This window comes from Ureibacillus sp. 179-F W5.1 NHS (assembly GCF_045369345.1).
In the GTDB taxonomy this organism is placed as follows: Bacteria; Bacillota; Bacilli; order Bacillales_A; family Planococcaceae; genus Ureibacillus; species Ureibacillus halotolerans.
Map to the genome: position 1 here is coordinate 93,626 of NZ_JBIQFG010000001.1, position 24,432 is coordinate 118,057.

The 24,432-nt window shown below is 32.5% G+C and carries 20 protein-coding genes and 1 other RNA gene; 5 read left to right on the forward strand and 16 right to left on the reverse strand.

From position 1 onward, the window contains the following. Positions 1-844: 844 nt before the first annotated feature. From dcm to ACH0B5_RS00525, 8 genes are all read right to left on the reverse strand, one after another. A complete protein-coding gene (dcm, locus tag ACH0B5_RS00490) occupies positions 845-2,131 on the reverse strand; it encodes a DNA (cytosine-5-)-methyltransferase (protein ID WP_406927249.1) in 1,287 nt (428 codons plus the stop codon). Positions 2,132-2,154: 23 nt separating this feature from the next. Continuing rightward, positions 2,155-3,177: a phospholipase D family protein gene (locus ACH0B5_RS00495; protein ID WP_406927250.1), complete on the reverse strand. Its 1,023-nt coding sequence runs from the start codon at positions 3,175-3,177 to the stop codon at positions 2,155-2,157. Beyond that, complete coding sequence (locus tag ACH0B5_RS00500; RefSeq protein ID WP_406927251.1) at positions 3,177-3,875, reverse strand: DUF6339 family protein; 699 nt, start codon at positions 3,873-3,875, stop codon at positions 3,177-3,179. Before ACH0B5_RS00500 ends, ACH0B5_RS00495 begins: the two co-directional genes overlap by 1 nt. Before the next feature lies 1 nt (position 3,876). Continuing rightward, positions 3,877-4,824 carry a hypothetical protein gene (locus tag ACH0B5_RS00505; RefSeq protein WP_406927252.1) on the reverse strand — a complete coding sequence of 316 codons (948 nt, stop codon included), beginning with the start codon at positions 4,822-4,824 and terminating at the stop codon, positions 3,877-3,879. Positions 4,825-4,846: 22 nt separating this feature from the next. After that, the gene (locus ACH0B5_RS00510) at positions 4,847-6,859 is read right to left on the reverse strand and encodes a hypothetical protein (RefSeq protein ID WP_406927253.1); all 2,013 of its coding nucleotides are present in this window, start codon (positions 6,857-6,859) and stop codon (positions 4,847-4,849) included. Further along, on the reverse strand, positions 6,859-9,651 hold the full coding sequence (locus ACH0B5_RS00515; protein WP_406927254.1) for a Z1 domain-containing protein: 2,793 nt from the start codon (positions 9,649-9,651) through the stop codon (positions 6,859-6,861). Before ACH0B5_RS00515 ends, ACH0B5_RS00510 begins: the two co-directional genes overlap by 1 nt. A gap of 419 nt (positions 9,652-10,070) precedes the next feature. Beyond that, on the reverse strand, positions 10,071-10,256 hold the full coding sequence (locus ACH0B5_RS00520) for a hypothetical protein (protein ID WP_191708296.1): 186 nt from the start codon (positions 10,254-10,256) through the stop codon (positions 10,071-10,073). Next, positions 10,249-10,980: a hypothetical protein gene (locus ACH0B5_RS00525; RefSeq protein WP_406927255.1), complete on the reverse strand. Its 732-nt coding sequence runs from the start codon at positions 10,978-10,980 to the stop codon at positions 10,249-10,251. Before ACH0B5_RS00525 ends, ACH0B5_RS00520 begins: the two co-directional genes overlap by 8 nt. A 260-nt stretch (positions 10,981-11,240) precedes the next feature. Here ACH0B5_RS00525 and ACH0B5_RS00530 point away from each other — a divergent pair, with 260 nt between their 5' ends. From ACH0B5_RS00530 to ACH0B5_RS00550, 5 genes are all read left to right on the forward strand, one after another. Next, positions 11,241-12,446 (forward strand): hypothetical protein, encoded by a 1,206-nt coding sequence (locus ACH0B5_RS00530; protein ID WP_406927256.1) that lies wholly within the window; start codon positions 11,241-11,243, stop codon positions 12,444-12,446. Further along, positions 12,407-12,691, forward strand: a complete 285-nt coding sequence (locus ACH0B5_RS00535) for a hypothetical protein (protein WP_406927257.1) — start codon at positions 12,407-12,409, stop codon at positions 12,689-12,691. Before ACH0B5_RS00530 ends, ACH0B5_RS00535 begins: the two co-directional genes overlap by 40 nt. Positions 12,692-13,159: 468 nt before the next feature. After that, positions 13,160-13,405 (forward strand): hypothetical protein, encoded by a 246-nt coding sequence (locus tag ACH0B5_RS00540; RefSeq protein ID WP_122973645.1) that lies wholly within the window; start codon positions 13,160-13,162, stop codon positions 13,403-13,405. Further along, entirely contained in the window at positions 13,393-13,548 is a 156-nt protein-coding gene (locus ACH0B5_RS00545; RefSeq protein WP_122973644.1) for a TNT domain-containing protein, read from the forward strand. The genes ACH0B5_RS00540 and ACH0B5_RS00545 overlap by 13 nt, the downstream gene beginning before the upstream one ends. A gap of 21 nt (positions 13,549-13,569) precedes the next feature. Next, entirely contained in the window at positions 13,570-13,809 is a 240-nt protein-coding gene (locus tag ACH0B5_RS00550) for a hypothetical protein (protein WP_122973643.1), read from the forward strand. A gap of 275 nt (positions 13,810-14,084) precedes the next feature. Here the strand turns inward: ACH0B5_RS00550 and ACH0B5_RS00555 are convergent, their stop codons facing one another. The 8 genes from ACH0B5_RS00555 to rnr form a co-directional block, all read right to left on the reverse strand. After that, complete coding sequence (locus tag ACH0B5_RS00555) at positions 14,085-14,501, reverse strand: hypothetical protein (RefSeq protein WP_122973642.1); 417 nt, start codon at positions 14,499-14,501, stop codon at positions 14,085-14,087. A gap of 254 nt (positions 14,502-14,755) precedes the next feature. Beyond that, positions 14,756-15,766, reverse strand: a complete 1,011-nt coding sequence (locus ACH0B5_RS00560) for an amidase domain-containing protein (RefSeq protein ID WP_406927258.1) — start codon at positions 15,764-15,766, stop codon at positions 14,756-14,758. 554 nt (positions 15,767-16,320) lie between these two features. Beyond that, complete coding sequence (locus ACH0B5_RS00565; RefSeq protein ID WP_122973640.1) at positions 16,321-19,410, reverse strand: AAA domain-containing protein; 3,090 nt, start codon at positions 19,408-19,410, stop codon at positions 16,321-16,323. 505 nt (positions 19,411-19,915) lie between these two features. Next, positions 19,916-20,497: a Fic/DOC family protein gene (locus tag ACH0B5_RS00570; protein ID WP_406927259.1), complete on the reverse strand. Its 582-nt coding sequence runs from the start codon at positions 20,495-20,497 to the stop codon at positions 19,916-19,918. Further along, positions 20,484-20,657 carry a Zn-dependent hydrolase gene (locus ACH0B5_RS00575; RefSeq protein WP_122970795.1) on the reverse strand — a complete coding sequence of 58 codons (174 nt, stop codon included), beginning with the start codon at positions 20,655-20,657 and terminating at the stop codon, positions 20,484-20,486. The genes ACH0B5_RS00570 and ACH0B5_RS00575 overlap by 14 nt, the downstream gene beginning before the upstream one ends. Positions 20,658-20,741: 84 nt before the next feature. Beyond that, positions 20,742-21,096: a transfer-messenger RNA gene (gene ssrA, locus ACH0B5_RS00580) on the reverse strand. Positions 21,097-21,477: 381 nt separating this feature from the next. Continuing rightward, positions 21,478-21,945: an SsrA-binding protein SmpB gene (smpB, locus tag ACH0B5_RS00585; RefSeq protein ID WP_122970796.1), complete on the reverse strand. Its 468-nt coding sequence runs from the start codon at positions 21,943-21,945 to the stop codon at positions 21,478-21,480. Between the two features lie 99 nt (positions 21,946-22,044). Beyond that, the gene (rnr, locus tag ACH0B5_RS00590) at positions 22,045-24,414 is read right to left on the reverse strand and encodes a ribonuclease R (protein ID WP_406927260.1); all 2,370 of its coding nucleotides are present in this window, start codon (positions 24,412-24,414) and stop codon (positions 22,045-22,047) included. Positions 24,415-24,432 lie beyond the last annotated feature (18 nt).

Consider the following 24,432-nt stretch of genomic DNA (forward strand, 5'->3'; position numbering starts at 1 on the left):
TAAGTTTTGAAGATAACAGTTTACATTTATAGAATGGAGTTGAATTAAGTATAAGAGATATGAAATTATTGATTTTAGAGGGATAAATTTAATAAAGTAGTAGATAAAATAGACAATTTTTGGGGAGTGTGATGTAAATTTAAAATCCTAAAGAAACGGCCCAACTCTAGTTAATTAAAGGAAATCGAATGTAGGTAAAGTTAAATATGTTTACGGACTTAAGCACAGTTATTCAAAAGAGTATGCCTTCAAATAGGGTAATTGAGAATAAGGTATTTTTGTAATTTTTGTAAACTATGAAAAAATTTAACAATAAAGGAGATGTATCTATGGTTAGCGTCGCATAAAGTTGATTTGAATCGCAAGTTTGTTAAGAATTTAAACTATTTACATAATTATAGATTTATGAAAATAACTGGAATACAATCATTATTGGAAGAAAAAAAGAAATCTTATAAGAGTTTCTCTCCTTAACAATAAAGAGGATGAATTGTAAACTTAATGTAGGAGGGGCAAATCCAATTTAAGGAACTGGTGTCACGAAATACAATACAGGTTTCTCAAAGAAAGAATATTTGAGTGCTAAGTAGGTAGATATATTGATTATGTTCATATGGAACTCTTCTGGGGATTACTTAATCCAAGGAGTATTATTTAGGTACGTTTCTAAACATTTAAAGATTTTATCAAAAAATCAATGGACGAGGTATTTATAATCACAATAATATCAAGAATGACTAAACGACATTAGCCCTATAGAGTATAGAGCTAAGCCTTTTAGATTGTTTTAAATATTTATACTCGCTACTTGATAGGGAGCGTTTTTTTTGTTTTAATATAAATTTTATATAGCTATAGTAACTGCCTTAGATTTAACATCCACATCTTCATTTAGAATAGTCTTATTGATCTCATCAATCTGTTTAAATATACTTTCTAATACTTGTACAACGATACTATTACCAGCCATTTTAATTAATTTTGAATGAGTTAAAAATTTTCTCTCATTACCTATATCAATATTATTTGCCATTAACAAATCATATTGTTCTTCTTTAAAGCCCATTAGTAAAAAACATTCTCTAGGCGTTAAATTTCGATATCTTTTATTAATATCCGTTAAGATTTGATTATTATACTCAATAATACCTGAATTAGGATGTCTGTCTTGCTTTGTTGTAATAGTTCGAGCATATTCAGAATTATTAACCACATTATCTGTTGCTAGAATTACATTGTTTTCGTATATCTTTTTTCTAGATTCTGTAAAAGCTGGTGTACTTTCAATTGCCTCTAATTTATATTTTTCATTTGAATAATCTAATCGTAAAAACTTTTCTAAAGGTAATACATTCTCTTTTTCTAAATATACATTTTCCAAATTATTAATTATAAAATAATCATTAATAGCATTGGCTTGCTCTGAATTCTTTGCCAAAACACTGATCATATAAGTTCGAACACGCGATTGGGGAATACCAAAATTGCGTGCATCTAATGTATAAATTTTATTCACATAACCAAGCTTCTCTAAAAAATCTTGCCACTCATTAAAATTTTTTATATGTTTAGTAGATAGGATATTGCTCACGTTTTCCATAAGTAAAAATTTCGGCAAATCTTTATCTTCTTTAACGTATTCTTTTAAAATTCTTTCTATTTCCCAAATCAATGTCGAACGATTGTTAGCATCACGATTAATCCCTAGGGTATTTTTATGCCAATGTCCACTTACTGACAAATCTTGACAAGGAAATGAATATGTTAATACGTCAGTATTAGGAATTTCACTAGCTTTAACACTCGTTATATCAACTAAATTATTTGTCCGTTCAATTGAACATAAAATTGCTTTTAATTGAGCAACTGACATCGAGCTCAATGTCCTACCACTTATTGGCTCTTTTCCATCACTGGATAAGTTATATTTTTCTAACGTATTAACTAAAGACTCTTTAGTATGATGTCGATAATTTGTTAAATCCTGTGGACCATTATGTATGATATCATATGCATACATTGCCCCGATTTCCCATTCTACAATAGCAACAACACTATGTTCGATATTAGTATTTTTAAGAGCTTGTACTTGGCTTCCAATGCCACTAAATGTCTCAACTATTTTTAACATTGAACCCTTCAACCTCCTAAAATTCATTTGTTAGTTAAGTAGTCTTTATTAAAACTCATACAATATTCGATTTCATTTATTCTTTTGAAATACATTGTTGTACAATTTTTTGCAACTAAATCATCATAACTAATAGGACGTTTCTGTGTCAACGATATACGATTACAAATATAATCGTATAAATTGCAATTCAAAATAGTTAACTGGCCATTAAAATTTCCTGTTAATTTAGCCCTAAAAGTTTGATTATCATCAGTGAAAATTGTGAACTCTTTATTTTTTGGAAAAACTTTATCAAAAGATAATCTTGGTGTTTGTTCAAGTACTGGTTCTTTTCCAATAGTCCATGCATTAATTCCTTTACAAGACCACATTGGATTATGTTCACTTTTTAACACAACTGAAATTTCAAATGTAGTATATAAAGAAAAATCTACTCTACTACTTAATTCTAGCATTTTTTGTTTAAAATGATGTACTTGCTCAGGTGTAACTTGTAGATTATTCATCCCTATAACCACATCTTGTTTTCCTTTATCCAGTTTGGTTACTTCTGTTATATATCCTTTATTTGTGTCTTCTTTATAGAAACTAATATATTGTTCAACGGTAGGATCAATACAAATCAATGAATTCGCTCTTTGCTCCTCAAATAAAGAATCTAAATTATCTGTTATAGTACTCATTAATTCTCTTTGAATTAAAAATCCATTTTCAGTAAAGTTAGCTGAACCTGCTAATAATGTTTTTGCAGTAGAATTGCTAAACTCAAGGATTTTCATATGATTAAGTGGTTTACTAATTTGATAATAAACATTAACTTTATCCTCTGATTTCGTAAACTTTTGATAGGCTACATGATTGTTAATTGAAACTCCCTCAGAAGCCATTCCAAGAAAAAGCTCTACACTTAAATGTGGAAAGTCTTCAATTACCCGTTTTAAAAAAGTAGCTGATCCATACCCACTTATTACTCTCAAATTCGTATATTCGTTAGCAATTTTATTAAAAATATTATTATACAAATTTTCTGTATAGGTATTCATTAAATCATTACACTTTCCTTAGCTGTATTAAATAAGTCATTTACATACCCTTCAATTCCACCATCTACTAATTCTGGGGAAGTCGTTAATAATCGAGCTGTATTTAGCTTCAACACTCTTCGAAATAAATCACGTGATGTATCCTCGTGATGTGAATATTGCATCATTAACTCTCGATACAATTCTGTATAGTAACCAATGCCTGGACGCTCTACTAATTGTAAAATCGTATCAGTAGTATTGTCTTTTAAAATTTCATATGTATCATTTATATTCCCTCTCCATGAAAGGTTAATATACCACCAAATTGTTTTAAGCCAAATTCTTCGTGAAATTCTATAAAAATGATCAGCATTTAAAGACCATCTTGAATGAACAATATCAGGTACAACACATACAGAAAGATAACGCCAAACGTCGTCATTGGTTGCAACACGATTTGTAAATCCTATAGATTCATTCAAAATCTCAAAAATTTTCAAACCAAATAGTAAGTCAAATTGATAATCTAACTTATTGGCACCATCCAAATCGTGCTCTTCAAAAATCTCATCCCTAGCTTGAATTAACAGATTACGAAGCTTAATAAATTCCGCTTTGGGATTTATTGGCTCAATAGAAGTTGAGTGAACTACCAGCTTATTAAAATCCATACTAGCTTTATTAACATCGTAATTTATATTTTCCCAATTAATCATTCTACTCTCCACCAATCATATCTTTCTCAAGAGTTCTTCTTAATGAGTTCATTATAGTGAAAATCGATGTTGTATCAACTTCAAACGTTGATACCCAATATTTCACTACAGCTAGGATACTATTAGAAGATGTATCTTCTAGATCCTCCAATGAGTTTCCTTCGATAATCACTACTTGTTGTATAATCATAGACATTGCTTGTACCATAATATCACCCATTAAAGCTTTACTTACTTTTAATTTTCCGTTTTTTACTTGCTCAAAAAGTGGGTGCACAATATTTAAACTTAAATTGACGTTTGAGCTATCAAACGTATCCTCACTCGCATCTATCCAATTTTTTTCAAGAATCCATAATGGCCCATCTTTATCACTAAATTCAGTAATCGGGAAAGCGGAACCATTTCCATCTATAACAATAAATAAATTATATAAATCCTCTTCACTTAAAGTCATTCCAACCTTTTTCGCATGATACGGTTTTGTTTCATTAGATTCTTGCAAAAATAGGAAGAAGTCTATCTCCAAATTCCCGCGTAAGCTATTCTTCGGGAAATTATATTCAAAATCAATTTCAATTTTTTCAGTTGAATCTACAATACTACCAAAATTTAATTTTTGTTGAAAACCAGAAGTTTTTGAATGAAGGTGGACAGCAAGTCCGATTTTATTTTTGTTCATTGTCACACCATCTTCACCAAACAAAGCTGAAGGATTGTTAAATATAAACTTTTGCTTAATTGATAAATCATTTTCACTGGGTGCCCATTCTGTATCAAACTCATTCACTTTTAAAACTCCATCAAATAATTTTCCAACTTCAATCTCAGTGATACCTTCACTACTTCTATATGAAAATTGTGGGATTTCTACTTTCAAACCTGCTTTGTCTGCCATATCTTTATCCATTTTTCGATATAACGAAACTTGATTAGTAGATTGAACCATTGTCTATAAACACCTTCCTTACTTATAACGATCTTATTGCAACATTTGGAACATATTGATTTGAATGTACTTTAAGTTTTAGCTTCCCTTCAATTTCAATATTGTTTGATATATAGGATTGAATTTCCAAAACAGTTGTATTTTCTTCTAATAATTGAATGGATACTGTACTATCTTGATATTTTTCACATGAATTATCAATTGTTTCATTATCAATTTTATTAATATATACTGTTTCGATTTCGAACGGATATTGAATATTTTCACCCATTACTTTATACCATGATTCTTTATCCATTTTTTGATCTTGAGTCAGAACTTGAATAATTAAATTATTTTTCGTTTCTTTCTTAACAAATGCTTTAAAGACAACTTCAACACTATGCTCATTAATTGGAATTGAACGGATAACTGTAATATCTGAGCCTCTAAGTCGACTCGTCCCCTTCTCTCCCGTTTTCTCTGGTAGCTTTTGGCGAGCAGATGTTTTCCCAAAGTTATTAGGTGGCATTAATAAAGCGCCAAACTTTCGTGATAAACTTGATGTTACAGAAGAATTAGCTACATCTTCTGTATTTTGATACGCATTTTTAATTGCTCTACTAGTATAGTTTTTCATACGAGTAACAAGAGTAATATTTACTGCATCTTGCCATTCTGCATGGTCAGAACTTTCAATCGACCTTAAATAGCTTTCTATAGTTGTATAGCCATACTTTTTAAAACTGTCAGCTAGTATTCCATAAGAATTCGGAACAAAAAAGCCTAATAAAATATTCCCCTCTTTTAAAGCTACTTCTCCATTTGACCAGGGACCATCTACACTATACTCAACAATCATACCAGGCTTACGTCCATATGCAATTACCTTTGAAGTATGGTTTTCTATTTTGTTCCTATCTCTTAAACCTAAATATGCTAAACCAGAAGGTTTATTTTCAGGTGGAACCATCTTCAACTCTTCTCTACTAACTTCCCGAAAAGCAATATGCCCAATGGGTTCTTTTTGATTTTCTAAACCATTTTGTCCAAATCTAATCGCTTCCACCCTAGTATTTGCAGTAAGTGGCTTACCTAATAAAGCTGATGAATATAGCTCCTGATAAATTTTGAAAACCGGTTCAAAATTTATCACTGGATGTATAGCAACATCATTTACTCGACAATCTAAAATAGAATTACTTAACTGTTTGCTGTAATTTTCATTCCAGATACGAGGAAAATACCATCTTTGTACAGCCATACGAATTGAATCTTCACGTGTTTTTTCCCAAGGAAATTTCAACATATCTTCCTCAACAGATTCATGATTAAAATCATCTAAATATGGAATAATTATTGTTGTGCCTGTTTCTGATCCTTGATAATTACTTAGCCCAAATATAGATAAAAACTTTCCGATTTCTTCACTATTCGTGATTGGATAAATTCTATCACCATCAACTGCAAATTCTCCCCACCACGCAATACCTCGTTCATTATTTGACAACAATCTCTCACTTTTACTTGGATCCTCAATTATGGATGCAATTAATCGTTCTTCATAACCATCGCCTGTTTGAATACGAGTGTAATAAATTACAATACCAACACCCAAACGGAAATAACTTGTCTTACCATAACCCCAACTACCACCAGCACCATCCTTATCTTGGTTTTTTCCAATGCCAAAAACTAATTTATAAAAATTACTTCTATTTAAAACTTTGAAGTCAGTTGAAGTATAATCCCCTGTAAGACCATATGTATTACGATCACTAATAGCAATGAATTCTTGCTGACCTGGGAACCTTTTAAGTAATATATGTTCAACTTCTTCGAAATTTGAAGCTAACTCCTCAGAATTGAATTTGTCTATTTTAAAATCTACTAATGTTCTTGATTGACCTTCAATAGTAGCATCTAAACTGTTTTGAATAGATTCACGTACTACTAAATCAATTAAAGGTAAATAGTTATTTTGTAACGACGTAAGTATCTTCCCACCATCATGGGACATGCTCTGAATGTCATTTAATGCATGTTTAATTCTCATTAATCCTCATTCTCCTCTTGATAATAATCCTCTTTATCAAAATTTTCATTTACATTCAGCTTTGCTGAAATATATGTGGTTTGACTACCTTTTAAAATTCCCGGAATCATAACATTGATACCAATAATATCTTTTGGGAAATTTAAAGGTTCGCGATTTGGATGCGAGTCCTTATAATTCTTACCCGCAAATTTTTTCCGATATTCTTCTTTAGATGAATCACCCTTATCGATGCGGTAAATAATAATTTGTGGAACTTTACCATAGCCATATTTTTCTCGAATTGCTCGGATATTTGAAATTTTAGATTCACTTCGTTCGGACGATGAAATTTCATCTTCAATATCTGACAATAAATCGGCCGGTGATCTTAATGCACCTATATTTGCGATTTTATCAGTACTACGACTTTTTAATTTGGTACGGATTGATGGATTAGGACTATACCCATGTATATTCCAATCACTGTTAAGATCTTTAGTTGATTCCACTTTCCCTACACTTGATAAAACGATACTCCAATTTGCTAATTCCCCTGAATTTTCAGCAGCCCATTCAAGTAATGCTGGCAAACTAGACATTTTAATATCCGTTTCACATACTTTGTAGTTTTCTAAAAATAACTTGACCTCATCAATCGAAACATCTCTCCAAATCATATGATTATTTTTAATCTCCGGACTTGAAAGAGAATTTAAAAAGCTTTGAGTATGTTGTAAATTATGTTCCAATATTGCCTCATCTTTTTCAAAGTAAATTGTTTGAGAGTTGAAGCCAGCGAAATCATATTCACTTGGTTCTGCCGATTGCATTTTATTACTTGAAGTAATTCGAATTAATTTATAATTAACAGAATTTTTAATTCTAGGAGCATAGTCTTTAGGCGTTAACCCATTAATTGCGAACGTATTTATTTCCTCACGTAACTCCTCATTCATTTGAGATAAAAACTGAAATCTTTCAAGTGCCATACGATCTAACCAAATTCGTGGAAAAATCTCATATCCTTTACGATAACCAAACCATCGAGCCATTTGCATAAGTGTATCTGCCTGACTTGTTGTTCTTAAAAAATATGTTGTCGTTAATCCTTCTAACGTTAAACCACGTGAAAGGGTATTACCGCCTATAACAATAAAGGCTGGTGCAATATTAGAGACTGGTTTTTTGGGATAAATAAGACGTACTATTTGATTATCCGCAGTCGCTTTACTGTTATCAATTACGAGATGTAATCCCTTATGATAAGCAGGTTGACCTTCTTCACCAATTGGAATATGGCTAATAAATTCACTTTTAGGGAGCCGAATCATTCTATCAATATAGCGTTCAACGTCTTCCCACTTAGGATAATCTGGCACTTTATCCCTAGATGAATAATTTTTCATCCCTTCAAGGAAATAAGAACGTTTAAAATCTAACGACTCATTTTCATATAAAACTTGTAATTCCGGTTTAATTTCTTCGTAACTATTTTGAAATTTCAATAAATATTCTTCAATTTTTTTCGCTATATTTTCATGGTGTGCAATTTTGAAGCTTGTGTGTACTAACATCGAAATTGGCTTTTTATATTCAATTGCACGCATTGCAGCAACAGTTAAAATAAACCAATGAATCGATTCAACTAAACTTTTTGGAAGTTCAATGTGTAAATTTTTATCTTGTATTTCACGGACTATTGATTCGTCGGCCTCAGGAATATCTCTGATAATATCAATATGTGGACTTATTTCTGGCTCCTCCGTTCCGAATATTTGTTTCGGTCCGATATAGTCCTCAGAAGGCTCCAATAACACAATAAAATCCTTGGGATAAAGGGAATCCTCAGCGACTTCATTCAATACATTTGCATAAGGAGTTGCGGTATAAGCGATATAATTCATACCTTTAACTTCTCTATTATTCACTAACTTTCTAATCATTTGATTAATTGCGGTTCTATTTTCTTCTTCAATATTATTGGTATTGATACTCGCTTGATCAGCCTCATCGTCTATTACTAAAACCTTTAATTGTTTTGTTTTATTTTTATCAGAGTATAGCCATTTAATTAATGCATTTAATCTACTGCTATTTTTTAAGCATACGGTAAAATATCTATCCTTAGATTTAGATTCTAGTTTAAACTTACTAATATCATGTTCTGGCAATTTAGATTTTAATGAAGGTTTATCTACCTGATGCCAATGTAAATTACTTACACCAGAGGTATTCATGTCATTATATAAACGAGTAGAAGTTTGTTGACGTAAATTTTCAATAACTCCTGATAAAATAATAAAATAGTTAAATCCATTATCAGCCGCCATAGCCATTAATCCAGCCATGTTAGCAGTTTTACCAGATTGAACATTCCCAACTACTAAACCTTTTATCGGACCATCCTTTTCTGTATCCATTGATAAATTCTGTAATATTTCAAATGAAGACTTTTCTATATTTCTTATAGAGTTTTCAGACCAATTTTGTTCTATTAATTTTGATTTATAAAGTTGCCATGCAGAATTTGAATCTCTAGGAATTTGAGCATCATTTATAACATTTTTTCCTAACTTTATGACATTCTTTTTTTCCTCTCTTTTCTTAAGAGAATTAATTAATGCATCCCATTTATCTTCCGTCAAATCTTCAGGTTGTAAATTAGTTAAACTTGCGACAGTTCGTAGCGCTTCCTTATTAGCCCCTCCTAAAACTTCATTTTGACGAACTTTTTCCCAATCGCCTAAATTTGCTCTTTGATTTTCTAAAAATGCTATTAATTGTGAATATTTAATGTCATACCCATTCATAATACTTCTCCTATCCAAATAAAATATAAAAATACCTATATAATTTATATAAATCAAACTATTTTAAATTTCTATGTATAATACTAATATGATAACAAAATTTTAGACTCCTAGTTTTTTACAATACAACTTCATTTCTTATGCAACAGTATATTATATCACGAAACTAGTTAATAATAGACTATTACTATCACTATTACTTTTCCTCCACATAACTTTTGTCACCTAAAATGGATTATATCAAATATTTTATAAGTATAATATAACACTTTTCAGGAACTATTTCCCATATTTTATACTCTATTATTTAATCTGGTGATGACGTGCTTTTTTATATGAATTGACACCAAATTATTTTATAACCGAAAAATAGATAACCCTACATTTCCACCTATGTAGAGTTTCGATTTCATATAAAATTATAATGACTCGCTATTTTTATATCTTGCTAAAATACTATTTGTTACTGATTTTCTTCGATTTTTAGCGTCAATTCTTTTTAGTTGTTCATTGTAATGATTGATTTCACTCAAGGATTTTGCTTTACGAGCTTTCCGAATAATATTTTTGATACTCTTTACATCAGAGGGCTTTAAATTATCCATCCACCTCATCTCCCTTCCATATCCTATCAATTAATTCTTCTAGCTCTATAAGATATGCGTGAAATTCCTCATTCGTGTGTGTGGGATTATCGTTTTTAAATTGATCAACATGATATTCGACCCATGTTTGAATAAAGTCTTCCCAACTATCTAAAATTTCATTATTAGGTATTTCCCCATACGTTAATAGCACTTGACCATTATCAATGACTTCATCTACTCTTGCTTTAAAGATTTCATTTTCTTCCGTACCACTCATTAAAGCAATGCCTTTTAAATAAGTAATTCCGCTTAATCCTGCAACAAGCGCAATTACTAAAACCTCCGTCACTGAACCATCACTATTCAAAATATTGACAGCTCCAACACCCGCTATACCGCCTAATAAACAAGCAGTAATAACCGCAATAATCCAATTAAGTATTTCTAAGGAACCATTGAATAAAGTTATCTTTACATCTGTTTGCCCTTTTAATAACATGATGAGTGATGTTGAAAAACTACCAATGATGCCCACAAAAAATGGTAGAGCAATCTGATGTTTAATATCCATATCTCCAAATAAGTAAATAAACTTATCCTTTATTTTAAATTCATTAAAGAACCAACTGATAATCCAATTATATATAGTACAAATTAAATAAATCATTATTAATACAATGGCAAAATAAAGTAGAATTTTTATTAATTTAACTAATGCTTTTTCAATTCCTTTGAAATTCATCACTGGATCACCTTCATATCTGCTAAAGCCCCTCACATTAATTTATAACAAATTTATCCAGTATATGAATCCTTACCTTCGTTAACTACAATTAACTGCAAACAGGTGAAACCAACGCCAAACCCCTTATAATTAAGGTTTTTAGCGTTCATTAAAATTCATGTATGGAGACTGCGGGAGTATCTTATGAGGTTAGTTATCTGTTTTATATTTTCCAAATTTGATATAATTATCCATAATCAATTTTGTGGAGGACATTCATGTCAAAGATAAAAGTCGATATCGATAGAGTTAATGATTTGACCCCTAGCTTTTCACAAGTTGCGACGAAAGTATCGAATACTACAGACAAAGTTACATCAATTAGATCTCAAATCGATTACCGTATTAAAGCGCGACACGGAATTGGGGATCAATTGTACAAAATATCCAATGAATTACATACGATTGAAAAGAATATGCAGAAACTAGTATCCTTCCTTCAAAATTCGATGGATAAGTATGCAACGGCTGAAGAGAAAATTGCTAGGCAAGTTCCTATGTTACCTAATGTGATTGGGAAAAATAACATAACTATTGATGAAAATGGTAAAATACAAGTAATGAACGAATACGCTCAATTTAATACAGATAGACCCGTTGATCCAAATACCGGTGAATATTTGTTTACATATGAAGGGCAAAGGCAAGTATTGGGAGGAAATGGTTCAGGAACACCGGATGGGCTTGCCCAACTAGGTGATTTAGCTTATGAATTTTTATTTGGCGACATAGAGACTCTTTTTGACCCGAATGCTTCTCTTTCGGATAAAGCCATAGCCGCTGCTTTCATGTTACCAATAGGTAAACCGCTCAAAGCTGCAAAAGTGGCGATGGATGCAGTCGATAATTCAAAAGACATTGCAAAAGCTGTAGATAAAGCTGAAAATATAAAAGACCTCTCAAAATCGGTAGATAAAACGAAAGAGATTCAAGATAAAACAATTACTGATTTAGAAGTAAAACAACTAGGGGAATACATAAAGAATCTTGAAAAAAAGCAAGTAGATAAAGAAAAGAGTCCCCTTAATGATCCATACATTGGGGTAAAGCAAGCATCTGAATACTTAAAATCACAAGGAGTACCACGTCAATTTAGAAAGAATACATTAGAATCGTTTGAAATTGGTACCATTAGACTAGATATTGCAGGTTCAAATACTTATGGGTTAAGATTTTATGATAATATTAATGCTTATGCAAAAGGAAGATATCTGTTTGAAACATTTTCACCACAAGTGAATAGAAATAATTTGGCTCTCCCACCAGATTGGAACAGAATGACAGGTATTCAACAATGGCAAGTTAAACCAGACACAATTATAATTAAAGGGAAAGCAGGTCCGCAGTTTCAAATGGGAGATCAATATATAGGAGGCGTAGAACAATGGTATATAACGAATCTAGACAGCTTAATAAAACCGTAAACTTTATTAAGGAAGCTGAAAAAGTAAAAATTATGATAGAGTGTGAAATTGAAGCTCACAAATTAGGTCAAGGTAAAGATGGGACGATAAGTCAACTTGAAAACTTTTATAAAGATATACAACTAATGATTGAGAGCAAAAGTCATATTCCTTCATATCCAAGAGCTATTGCTGACTCGTGGGATTTTAATAGTGAACTTGGAAAACAATTATTAGATTTATATGAGGTATATAAAAAACTATAATAACTATCCCTAAAATAAATGGATGACTTTATATAGTTTGCAATAAAGAACTAGATTCTATTTGATCTGGCCAAGAAATATAGACATATGTAATTAAGCTACTTCAAGGACCAGAGTTCGGTATTCTACCGGGCTTTGGTCTTTTTAATTTTGCCTTCATACACCTTGAATGGCAAAGCCTCTATCAAGGTTTCTTTTTGAGGCTCTACCTAATGTCGAATGTATTACTTTCCTCTCTCCTGTTAAATTCACGATTATATAGCTGATAACTTTCATGATATTCCCCTCTTCGTTACGTTAAATTTAAATGTATAGGATTTCTTACCAATGCGCACCAGTAGGTGAATGCTCTCAATAAGGAAGAATAAACCCAATTTAATATAAATAGAGCTGTTGATCCAAATGCCTGTGAATATTTATTTACATCTTAAGGTCAAAGTCAAGTATTGGGAGGAAAAGGAACATCTGATGGACTTGCTCCATAGGGGATGCAGCATATCATATGATTTCTTTTTTGGTGACATAGACTCTTTTGACCCAAACGCTTCTCTTTCGGAGAAAACAATTGCCGATGCTTTCATGTTACCAATAGGCAAACCGCTAAAAGCTGCAAAAGTGACGATGGATGTAGTCGATAATTCAAAAGACATTGTAAAAGCTGTAGATAAAGTAGAAAATATAAATATGATGTTCCTTATGAAATGCGAGTATTAGTTCCAGAAACCTATTTAAAACTGTATCAAGTTTATGTTGTAAAAAGGCCAATAGAAGTACAGGCCGGAAAAATTGCTCCTTGGTTTGACGAACCGATTCTTGGTACACAGTATGAGTTTAACCATTCAGTTATCAAAATATAATTAGAAGGATTGAGAAATAATATGAAAAGAGAAGAATTGCAACAGTGCTTAATTGATGCTAATGTTCCCAAAGATTTATACGCTTTAAATGGAGGATTACCTAATGAAGCTTTATGTTTGAATAGTGATGGTGAAATTTGGGAGGTATACTATAGTGAACGTAGTATTAAATCACAGATTAAAAAGTTCGACTCTGAAGATAAAGCCTGCAATTATTTTTATAAAACAGTTTTCAAACTTTTGGGAAATTTACACAATTAATTATAACCTTTTTTCGAAACCTTTCCGAATATTCTTATAGGTAATAAACAATCTGTTATTTAATAATTAAAATCATAGTTTCGAGTCTTATTAAATTTAAACCTCTAGTAATTCACAATTTCGCCTTTCGGATTGGAATTTTGTCTATATAAATTACATCAATTAATTGATTATCTCCTCATCGGTTCGGGATTTTCCCTCCCCCTATAGTTCATGCGAATGTTAGGTGTACATATAAAAAACAAGGGTTTTTAGCCCTTGTTTTTTATATTCATTTATTTTAATTCTATTTTGTCCTTATGAGTTTTGCCCTGTTCATCTTCCCATATAATAATGACGAAATAAGTAAAGCCTTTTTTGGGTGCATCTCCATAATATAAATCGGGGAAAGAAAAAGGATGTAAAGAGTATTCGGTACCATCAATATCTCTTCCTTCGTAGAATTCATTTCTCTCAGATATCACTTTATCATTTTCTAGAAATTCAAGCTTCTTCACATTTACTTCTTTTTCATCTACTTGTGTGACAGATACTTTCCATGCCCCTCCCGCTTCAATTTCTTTTACTTTTTTATAAACTACTTCCCACGTACCATTGTCTGAAGCCCCTTTCATACTTGAAGTTGAAAAGGTAAAATAAATTATTCCTAATAGAATTATTAACAGCATTACTATAAGGTACGATTTTTTCATATTTTTCTACCTTCTTTCAGTTGGGAGTATAAGATGTTTTGTATTAATAAAACTAAATAGAAAAGGAAGTACCCTTTCTATATAGAATAAAGTTATTTTAATTCATTAAGAAAAAGACTTCCTTATGATTAATTCTATAGTAAAAGTTATTAGTACACTAATAAAAAATGAGTGATATGGAAATTTTATAACTTCTCTACAAAATTATAAAAGTAGGTATAGAATTATCTACACCTACTTTTAACCTAATTAAATTAGAATTTAATTACTCTATATTTTACCCATATAGAACTAATATCGTAAAAACTTCTTTCTAAGTAGTTGTCAGTATGGCCCGATAAATATAATGTACTATTCCCTTTTTTGTACACGAACATAGTATGACTATAACGAGTTGCATCTTTTTTCATAAACTGAATCATATCTCCTACATCTGCATAAGTAACAAGTTGTGATTTACTTGTACTTGCTTTTGTAGGTTGAGTTTTATTCCAGTATGCATAAAAATCTGAAACAACACTCCAGGATGATGATCTTACATCTACTGGAACTCCTACTCGAGAAACTGTTGTGTAATACCAATAATTTGTATCACTGTTGACAATAGGTGTAATTGTTCTAGGTTGTTTCATATTTTTGCCACCAGCTCTTAGTATTTGAGATGTGAAATTTGTACAATCTAAAGAGTACGATTCATAATTCGGATTTCTACCGTTCCACCATTTTTTTGCATAAGCTTTTGCAGCAGTAACGTTATATGTACCGCTAGCTAATGCTGCTGAATTTTTAGTTTTAGTAGCTTCTGCAATGGCTTCTTCAGCAGCAATCTCCCGTTCTACTTCTCCGATTGTCTTCTCTTTTTGAATAGCTAATTTTTGGTTTAGTTCAGCTTTGATTTCTACATCTTTTGTATCATTAATAAAATTAGCATTGTCGGTGTTTTTTATAGTTGTTTCATAAGCGTATACGTACTCAGATATATAGGCCATTAACACCCCATAATAAGGACTTTTAAGTAAATCAGCATCCATAGATTCAGAGTAAAATTGCTCAATTGCATATTTAGTAAATTCCTCTGAACCTACTTCACTATTTAAATTTTTGTTTTTTAAGAAGTCGATAAATAGTAACTCTGCTTCTTTTAAAGAATAGTCGCTACGTTCCTTAACGCTAATAGTATTTGCGTCTGCATTAGTACCGAATATTAGTGTAAGTCCTGTTAATAAAATTGTTAAAGCAAATACTAGTGAGGTAATTTTTTTCATAATTTTTTCCCCTTTCAATTATCTTTAAAATTTTATTAATACATAACACTCTCTCTTTGTAAGATAATACGAAAAAATCCATATTATGGGAATAGTACTTACTATTCTTTTTTATTGAAAAAAAGATAATTTCCTTTTATTAAATATTAATATTAATATTTTTTTGCTCTAATTATGTCTAGAAAAAAGCTCCTTTGTTAAATGTTGGTTTAAACTGAGAGAATAAAAGAAATCGAATATAAAAATAACTCCTACCCATCTATCCTTCCTGAAAGTAGTAAATAGAATATGGATGGTTAGGTTGCGACTCGCTTCTCTTTCTTGCCCAACAGCCAGCCGATTTTTTTTTTACAAAACTCAAAGCACTACATTTACCAGGGCTGCAATGGTAAAGTAACAACACCCATAAAAGCGGTTAGAATCCCGAAAAAGCATACTTTGTTGTTTGCAAATTAAACTATTATTGCACTCTACGTCTGGATTCTTTATTTAAATAACTTTCAGAGCTAATTCGTAATCTCTATTTAAAGTTAAGTCATTTTATATGGGGGTTTTTAATACGCATTATAGTCATTAATAATAGAAATCGTCTTATTTGCTACTGCGCTACCAAGTGATACATACAATTTTTTATCGCCAATAATAAAAAATTCTTCTTTAGCTCGTGTAGCCGCAACATTCATTATATTTGGATCAGAAACAGCCCATTTTGCCGCCCCACTGCTATTAGAATCTGCTCCAAGGACAAAATAGACAATTTTTGCTTCTTTCCCTTGAAAAGTATGAACAGTTCCAACATTTGTTGGCTTCCCATTTTCTCGTTTAGTAAAGTTTATTTTATCTAAAACTCCTGCAAGTTTAGAAGCGACATTTTTAAATGGGGATATTACATAGATTTCGTTTGCTAAATCTGGATTTTCGTTTAATCGTATAACAATTAGTTTTTTTAATAAATCAGCTTGTTCTTTAACAAATTTGTCATTTGCCTTTCCCATGGAATCTAACCACAGTGACTTTCCTTGTGCTTTATCTTTTTCTTTACCTTGTACCATTAAGCCGCCATAAGATATTTCATTTGAAATTGTGAACATAGGATAATTTGAACGTCTATGTACCCAAAGTGGAATACCAATCCACTCCTCATCATTTTTTCGGTAACCAAACTGACTAGTATCATCTACAATTGTTTGAGTAGATGCATCAGCAGAAACAAATTTTTCATCTACTTTATATTGTTTTCCAATTAAGTTTAGAACTTTAGAATCTAACGATAATACTGGTCTTATTTGTGAGGGATCCCCTACAACCATAACTTTTTTACTTCTAAAAATTGCACCTACACTAGCTTGTGGTAGTGCTTGTCCAGCCTCATCTATGAATAGATTCCCCAGCGAATTTTCTTTAAGGTTTTTAAACATTCGACCAAAACTAGCAAAAGTAGTACTGACAACAGGAACAGTGAAGTTCAGCCATTGCCATGATTCTAAAATTAATTGATGTCCATTCTCTTTCGCAATGTATTCAGATTGTTTATTCCAAATAATCCTTGCCGCTTTTATATTTTTTCTGTTTTCATAAAGGAATTGCTTTCTAACTTTTAAAGCTGAAATGAATAACTCTGATTGTAAAATACGATACTCCTTTGTAAACCAAGGATTAGATAATTGAAGTTCCTCATATGAAAGTGAAAAATCTATCTCCTTTATTCCTGTTTGTGATTTGATTTTTTCCAGTGATTCAATTTCCTCTTCTAATTTTCTCAATTCATTATTCCGAGTAGTCAACCATTGATTGAAGACAGACATTCTGTCCTGATATTGTTTTTGTATATGCTCAATCTTATCAGCAATTATCTTTAGCTCGTTATCAAAATGAGTACAGTCATTCAACACTTTACTTTTTTGTTGAGTAAGATGATTTAAGTGTTTATTCGCACTATTAAGATCCATAAAATACTGTTCAACTTTTGATTTATTAAATATTTTCTGAAACCATAGAAAACTCGGCTTTTGTGAAGTAACTACATTAAAATTCCTTTCAGCTTGAGCTTGTTCATTAGTTAAATTTTCAAGTTCAATAGAAGCGTTTGATAAAGAGCTTTGTATATTTATGCTTTTTTGTTTCAGACTTTCAATTTCAGCTTTAGCCTCTTTTTCCTGTATAATTAAATCTGTTCTTTTTTTCTTTTCTTCTTTTTCAAATTCACTAATTTGCTCTTTTTGCTTGGCTTTTAGTTTACGAAGATAATATATTTTTTCGCTATATTCTTGCACTTTGTCTCTTTGAATTTTCAATTCATTATATAGTCGTGAGAATTCCCGATATACATCCGGATTTGATTGATAATTTTCTTCTAAATCTTTTTCAATTGCTTCAATGTTTAAAATTAATTTATTAATATTTATTGATGCTCCACCTTCTATCGAGAAAATGCCCCAATTTTCCTCATTTAACAGCTCCCTTTTTATGTTACGATTTTCTCCGAATCCTTCACCAATTAATTTTGAATTAGAAATCTCTTTGAAATAATTCGCTTCCACTAGTTGGTTTTGAAAATTTTCATAAATTTTTTCTGTTTTAGGTAACTCATTAACAATATTTTGAACTGCCCCATTATTTGAACTTGCCACAATAATATTTTTATCTGAAATGGCTTGTGGTAAAACGCCAAGTTTTGCATTACGCCAGTAAACTAAACTGCCTTGAATCTTTTTATTGGAAAGTTGCGAAATTTCTAGTGCCTGTTGTACTACTAAATCAGCAAAAATATCCTTTAATAAGGTTGTCTTACCTGTTCCCGGTGGACCGTTGACACTACGAATATCATTTTCATCGTTTAATGCTAGATTTACTGCAACCTGTTGCATGAATGAAAGTGGATATTCAGGGTTACTTGGGAAACGTCCTAACGGATAATTTTTGGGTTGTAAAATTTCCTCGAAAATTTCTACATTGAAATGTTCTGACTCTTTCTTGCTGTCTAAATTTTTCCTATACCCAGCAAACCCATTAAAATATCGATTCAAATTTTCATTATTAAGTATCTTTGCTTTTTTTAGATCTTCAATAAAGAACGAATGTAGATTTATATCTTCATTATCCAAATTTTGCACGAATTTATAGCGAAAGTTTTCGACTTTAACATTATACTTTTGTATAAGGTCAGTAATTGTAGTATTAAAATCCTCATCAAATTTCCGGTTTAGCTCTTCTCTAAATAAATTTTCAACTTTTATAAAATCTTCGGGTAAATTACCATGTTCGCGTATATAACCACTCATTGTTAAAAATAATTTATCGGCTATAAAATTTAGTTGATTATCAAAATATAATGCAAAGGTGAACTTTTCAGAATTACTGACTTCTTCATAAGTTTTAGCAATCAAGTACTTCTCTCTCAATATATCAACCACTTCTTGAAAATCAAAAATACCAAAATATAATACTAAGCCTGATTTTTTAAAGACCTTATCCGAAATATTTTTTTGTTCCTTTTGATTAGTTATAAAATCTAAAAAGAACATCTTCCAATTATCTTCGTTAGTATGTAAAGACTTTAACGATTTTTCTTTTTTATTAATAGAACCTTCCGATAACTGCTCTATTGTAATCCAAGCATTTAAAATATCTTCCCTTTTATTCACGTTCTACCTCCAAACATACATATAAAAAATTTGATATTATACGTTGAAATTGTTCCAACGGATGCACCTTAACCACAAGAAGGGCGAAATAATTCTAAGATATCCGCTGCGTCTATACCCATCTAAACACCTAGAACATCACCCTACAATATGATCATCCTAAAGAGAAATTTAACCTTCATAATCGGTATGTATTTTGTTCTTTTGTGCTGAAATTTACCCCCAATCAAATATTACTATTATACTATTTTATTTCCAAGTGAAATTATATACTTGATTGTTGTGTTGAATATCATTTACTTATCAGTAACTGGAGCAATTTTGCCATATTCTGCAAAAAATTATTTATCTAACTACCAAAAGTCTATAAATATATTTGTCACATTTGGGTAATTTTACCCTCACTTATATTTGATATCTAAATGAGTAGCCTACCTATGTGGCACGTTTGTAAAATTTACAAATAAAAAAGGACCTTGCACTTCATACGGTACAAAATCCTTTATTATTCATTCAATTTTTCTAGTGAATTATAGATAATTTGTTCAAGCTTTGAATAATTATATTTGGATTCAATCATTGCTTGTATATATTCTTCTTTTTGCATCTGATTGTAATGCCAAATATACCCTTTTGCTTGAGCCAAATTTTGTATGAATATCCGAAGGGTACGACCATTACCCTCTCGAAATGGATGTAGCATGTTTAATTCTGCTTTGTAGTAGGCTAATCGTTTTGCCGCTATCTGAGTGGTCATCCAATCCGATTCATTTTCTAGCTGCTGGAAAATTTCATTAGCCATTGATTCTATGAACTGAAACTGACAGAATCTTGTACTACCCTTTGTTAATTGGACATTACGTATCTTGCCTGCAAATGTATAAATATCTTGAAATAAATGGTGGTGTAGTTTAACTAAATCATTAAAAGTAAACCCTTGTACTTTATATAGTCCTTGCTCCAATTGAAATGAACGAATGAAAAAGGCGTATTGCTCGATTTTCTCAAGTTCATCTAAATTTTTGACTTTATGAACACTCTGAGAAAGTAAATAAGTTTCATCTTCATCAAAATTATATTTTCCCATTATTCAACACATCTCTAATTAGTTTCGGTGTTATCGGTTGGCCAGAATTCACCACTTCCATTGCCTTTTTGGCAATTATAGGGTCTATAGTGAAATTTTCCAAAGTTAAATTTTTTTCAACTCGTTTATATTCTAAAGAATTTACAGTGATTTTTTTCATTCTTGCTACACCCCACCGATTAAAAATTTTTATATAAAGAAAAAACAGCTTAGATCATTAATTAGACCAAGCTGCTATCATCTTCTATGGAGACGGCGGGAGTCGAACCCGCGTCCAGAAACTCCAATACTCAAGCTTCTACGCGTGTAGTTTGCCTACTTACAATTCGCGTGTCATTATGCCGACAAACAGGCGTCCTGCACGCTAGCTTGGAAATCTCTTGACGGTGACTCAAGCGGCACCACCGTCCGTATCCCACTAAAGTTGAGCCCCACGTTCTCTACATGGGCGATAGAGAGGCGGAGCGCTACGAGACTAAGCTGCGTAAGCTAAATTTTGTTGTTTGCCAGTTATTATATAACTTCCGTTGATGACGGAGCCGAGACCTCCGACGCGCAGCTCAAGCTTGAACCATCCCTGTCGAATCCGTAACGTCCCCCTATTATAATAAGGAGATGTGTTTACACACATACGGGAAAAGGCGTTATAAGCTTGTGCCTTAATGCACTGGCAATTTGTATTCTTATTATAAGATAATTATAGCAAAACTTCAACACATCTCTTTATTCCTACAGTACCTTTATTAACCAAAGTCCTATAGAACTAGCGAATCTCTAAAACTGATTCCTCGCTTAAATGCTCGTTACAATTTCCGTTTTGCTTCCGTTCACTCCGCAGAAGAATGAGAACCAACTTTCGTACTCACTTTACCTTAGAATTGATTCTTCGCTTTAAACGCACGTTCCATTTCACGCTTTGCTTCCGTTCACTCTGTTCACTACGCAGAAGATTATGATTCATCTTTTGTAATCATTTTAACTTAGAATTGATTTTTTGCTTTAAATGCTCTTTCCATTTCACGCTTAGCTTCTTTTTTCTTCATGTCATCGCGCTTGTCGTAGTTTTTCTTACCTTTCCCTAGCCCGATTAATAGTTTGGCATAGCCGTCTTTAATGTACATTTTTAATGGAACAATTGTGTAACCATCTTGTTTTGTTAAGCCGATTAATTCATTGATTTGCTTTTTATGTAACAGCAATTTACGCACACGAAGTGGATCATGGTTAAAACGGTTTCCTTGATCATATGGACTAATATGCATATTAGAAATCCATGCTTCGCCGTTTCGAATACGCACGAAGGAATCCTTTAATTGGACTTTTCCTGCGCGGATGGCTTTAATTTCCGTTCCTTGCAACACCATTCCCGCTTCATACGTTTCTTCAATAAAGTAATCATGGCCTGCTTTTTTATTTTGTGCTAATACTTTCCCAGTTCCTTTTGCCATAAAAGGACACCTCCCAATCTACCAATACCAACAAAGTATACTATCTTTTTAAACAAAATAACGTCCAAGTGCAAGCTTTCGCTTACACTTGGGCGATGTTTATCGTCTTTTTGATTTTTTCTTTTTCGATTTTTTCGCAACGCCTTCGTAAAACTTTTGTTTTTGTTTTACTTTACGTCCGGCTGAACCTTTTTCATCTTTCCCTCGGCCAGCGCCACCTTTTTCGTTGCGCTCCTTTTTACCAGGGCGATTACTTCGGCCTTCTCCATCGGCTTTTCTGCCTGCATGAATAACCTTTGGTGCGCTTTTTCGCGTTCTACCACCATAAGATTTCACCATATCGACGATTTCGAAGTCAACCGATGACTCTTCTATAATAACATTGGATACACGAACCTTCACTTCATCCCCAATACGGAATTGGCGGTTCGTATGTTCCCCAATCATCATCATCGAACGTTCATCGAAATGATAATAATCGTCGGTCATATTACTAATGTGGACAAGTCCTTCAATCGTATTTGGTAACTCGACGAAAATACCAAAGTTTGTAATGGAAGAGACAATCCCTTCAAATTCTTCACCAATTTTATCGGACATGAACTGTGCTTTTTTCAATGCATCCGTATCACGCTCTGCATCGACTGCACGGCGTTCCCGTTCGGAAGTATGATCCGCAATTTCATCCATTACTTGTGCCCATTTGAAAGTAGTTTCCTTCGATACATCCCCTTCAACTAAATACGTACGGATTAAGCGGTGAACGATTAAGTCCGGATAACGTCGGATTGGTGATGTGAAATGGGTATAGAAATCCGTCGATAAACCGAAGTGACCAATCGATTCTGGATAATATTTCGCCTGTTGCATCGAACGTAATAACATTGTTGAAATAACCGGCTCTTCTGGCATTCCTTCAATTGCCGTAATAATATCTTGTAACGCCTTTGGATGAACCGAATTTCCTGTTCCTTTAACAACTAAACCGAAATTCGTGACGAATTCAAAGAAGCGTTGTAATTTTTCTGGTTTTGGATCTTCGTGAATCCGATATAAAAACGGCACTTGCATCCAATGGAAATGTTCCGCCACCGTTTCATTCGCTGCTAACATGAACTCTTCGATTAACCGTTCAGATACTGTGCGCTCACGAATAACGATATCCGTAGGCCAGCCATCTTCATCTACTAGCACTTTCGACTCTTTAAAATCAAAGTCAATCGCACCGCGCTCCATTCGTTTGTTCCGTAAAATGGCAGCGAGATCTTTCATATCTTGAAACATCGGCACAAGCTTTTCATATCGTTTAATTAGCTCTTCGTCTTCTTCTTCCAAAATTTTATACACATCGGAATAAGTCATTCGTTCCGTCGTTTTAATGACACTTTGGAAAATTTCATGTTCAATGACTTGTCCGTTTTGGTCAATAATCATTTCACAAGACAAAGTTAAACGATCCACTTGCGGATTCAATGAACAAATACCGTTCGATAATCGGTGAGGAATCATTGGAATCACTCGGTCTGTTAAATAAACACTCGTTGCCCGTTCATAAGCTTCCGTATCGATAATGGAACCTTCTGTTACGTAATAACTAACGTCGGCAATATGAACCCCTAGTTTATACGTACCATCTTCCAACTTCGTAACGGTTACAGCATCGTCCAAGTCTTTTGCATCGGCGCCGTCAATCGTCACTATCGTTTCGTTCCGTAAATCACGACGACCGACTAAATCCGCCTCTGTAATTTCATCTGGCACTTCTCCAGCAGCCTCTACTACTTCTGGTGGAAACTCAGGTGGAATGCCATGTTTATAAAGAATCGATAAAATATCGACACCTGGATCATTTTTATGACCTAAAATTTTCGTAACCATTCCTGTTGCCGATTTAATATCATCTGGCCAATTCGTAATTTCCACAACGACTTTATGGCCATCTACAGCCCCTAAGGAATCCTCTTTCGTTACGAAAATATCCATGTTTAACTTTTTATCATCTGTTACGACAAAACCAAAGCCTCTGTTTGCTTGATATGTACCAACAAATGTCGTTTTACTACGTTCAATTACTTTTGTAACGGTACCTTCTCTTCTGTCTCCCGATGATTCTTTTAATACACGAATTAAGACGATATCTCCGTTTAATGCGCCATTGACTTCATGGGGTGGAATAAAAATATCATCCATGCCTTCTTCATCTGGCGTCACGAAACCGAAGCCTTTTGCATGACCGATGAATTTCCCTCGAAGTAAGTTCATCCGTTCTGGCAATCCGTAACGATTTGAACGGGAACGTACGATTAACCCTTCATCTTCCATGCGGACAAGCATTTTCACTAGCTCTTTAAATTCGTCCGCATCTTCTAATTCAAGCAGCTCTTCCAGTTCATCCACCTTTAGTGGTTTATAATCATCTTGCTTCATTAACTGTAATAGACGCTCTTGTAATTCATTACTTTGTGTCATATAATTTCCCTCCTTTTT

What these genes read in the sequence shown, in the direction of transcription:
- dcm (WP_406927249.1), bottom strand. Translation starts at nt 2,131, where the DNA reads ATGTTAAAAATAGTTGAGACATTTAGTGGCATTGGAAGCCAAGTACAA.
- ACH0B5_RS00495 (WP_406927250.1), bottom strand. Translation starts at nt 3,177, where the DNA reads ATGAATACCTATACAGAAAATTTGTATAATAATATTTTTAATAAAATT.
- ACH0B5_RS00500 (WP_406927251.1), bottom strand. Translation starts at nt 3,875, where the DNA reads ATGATTAATTGGGAAAATATAAATTACGATGTTAATAAAGCTAGTATG.
- ACH0B5_RS00505 (WP_406927252.1), bottom strand. Translation starts at nt 4,824, where the DNA reads ATGGTTCAATCTACTAATCAAGTTTCGTTATATCGAAAAATGGATAAA.
- ACH0B5_RS00510 (WP_406927253.1), bottom strand. Translation starts at nt 6,859, where the DNA reads ATGAGAATTAAACATGCATTAAATGACATTCAGAGCATGTCCCATGAT.
- ACH0B5_RS00515 (WP_406927254.1), bottom strand. Translation starts at nt 9,651, where the DNA reads ATGAATGGGTATGACATTAAATATTCACAATTAATAGCATTTTTAGAA.
- ACH0B5_RS00520 (WP_191708296.1), bottom strand. Translation starts at nt 10,256, where the DNA reads ATGGATAATTTAAAGCCCTCTGATGTAAAGAGTATCAAAAATATTATT.
- ACH0B5_RS00525 (WP_406927255.1), bottom strand. Translation starts at nt 10,980, where the DNA reads ATGAATTTCAAAGGAATTGAAAAAGCATTAGTTAAATTAATAAAAATT.
- ACH0B5_RS00530 (WP_406927256.1), top strand. Translation starts at nt 11,241, where the DNA reads ATGTCAAAGATAAAAGTCGATATCGATAGAGTTAATGATTTGACCCCT.
- ACH0B5_RS00535 (WP_406927257.1), top strand. Translation starts at nt 12,407, where the DNA reads ATGGTATATAACGAATCTAGACAGCTTAATAAAACCGTAAACTTTATT.
- ACH0B5_RS00540 (WP_122973645.1), top strand. Translation starts at nt 13,160, where the DNA reads ATGGACTTGCTCCATAGGGGATGCAGCATATCATATGATTTCTTTTTT.
- ACH0B5_RS00545 (WP_122973644.1), top strand. Translation starts at nt 13,393, where the DNA reads ATGCGAGTATTAGTTCCAGAAACCTATTTAAAACTGTATCAAGTTTAT.
- ACH0B5_RS00550 (WP_122973643.1), top strand. Translation starts at nt 13,570, where the DNA reads ATGAAAAGAGAAGAATTGCAACAGTGCTTAATTGATGCTAATGTTCCC.
- ACH0B5_RS00555 (WP_122973642.1), bottom strand. Translation starts at nt 14,501, where the DNA reads ATGAAAAAATCGTACCTTATAGTAATGCTGTTAATAATTCTATTAGGA.
- ACH0B5_RS00560 (WP_406927258.1), bottom strand. Translation starts at nt 15,766, where the DNA reads ATGAAAAAAATTACCTCACTAGTATTTGCTTTAACAATTTTATTAACA.
- ACH0B5_RS00570 (WP_406927259.1), bottom strand. Translation starts at nt 20,497, where the DNA reads ATGGGAAAATATAATTTTGATGAAGATGAAACTTATTTACTTTCTCAG.
- ACH0B5_RS00575 (WP_122970795.1), bottom strand. Translation starts at nt 20,657, where the DNA reads ATGAAAAAAATCACTGTAAATTCTTTAGAATATAAACGAGTTGAAAAA.
- smpB (WP_122970796.1), bottom strand. Translation starts at nt 21,945, where the DNA reads ATGGCAAAAGGAACTGGGAAAGTATTAGCACAAAATAAAAAAGCAGGC.
- rnr (WP_406927260.1), bottom strand. Translation starts at nt 24,414, where the DNA reads ATGACACAAAGTAATGAATTACAAGAGCGTCTATTACAGTTAATGAAG.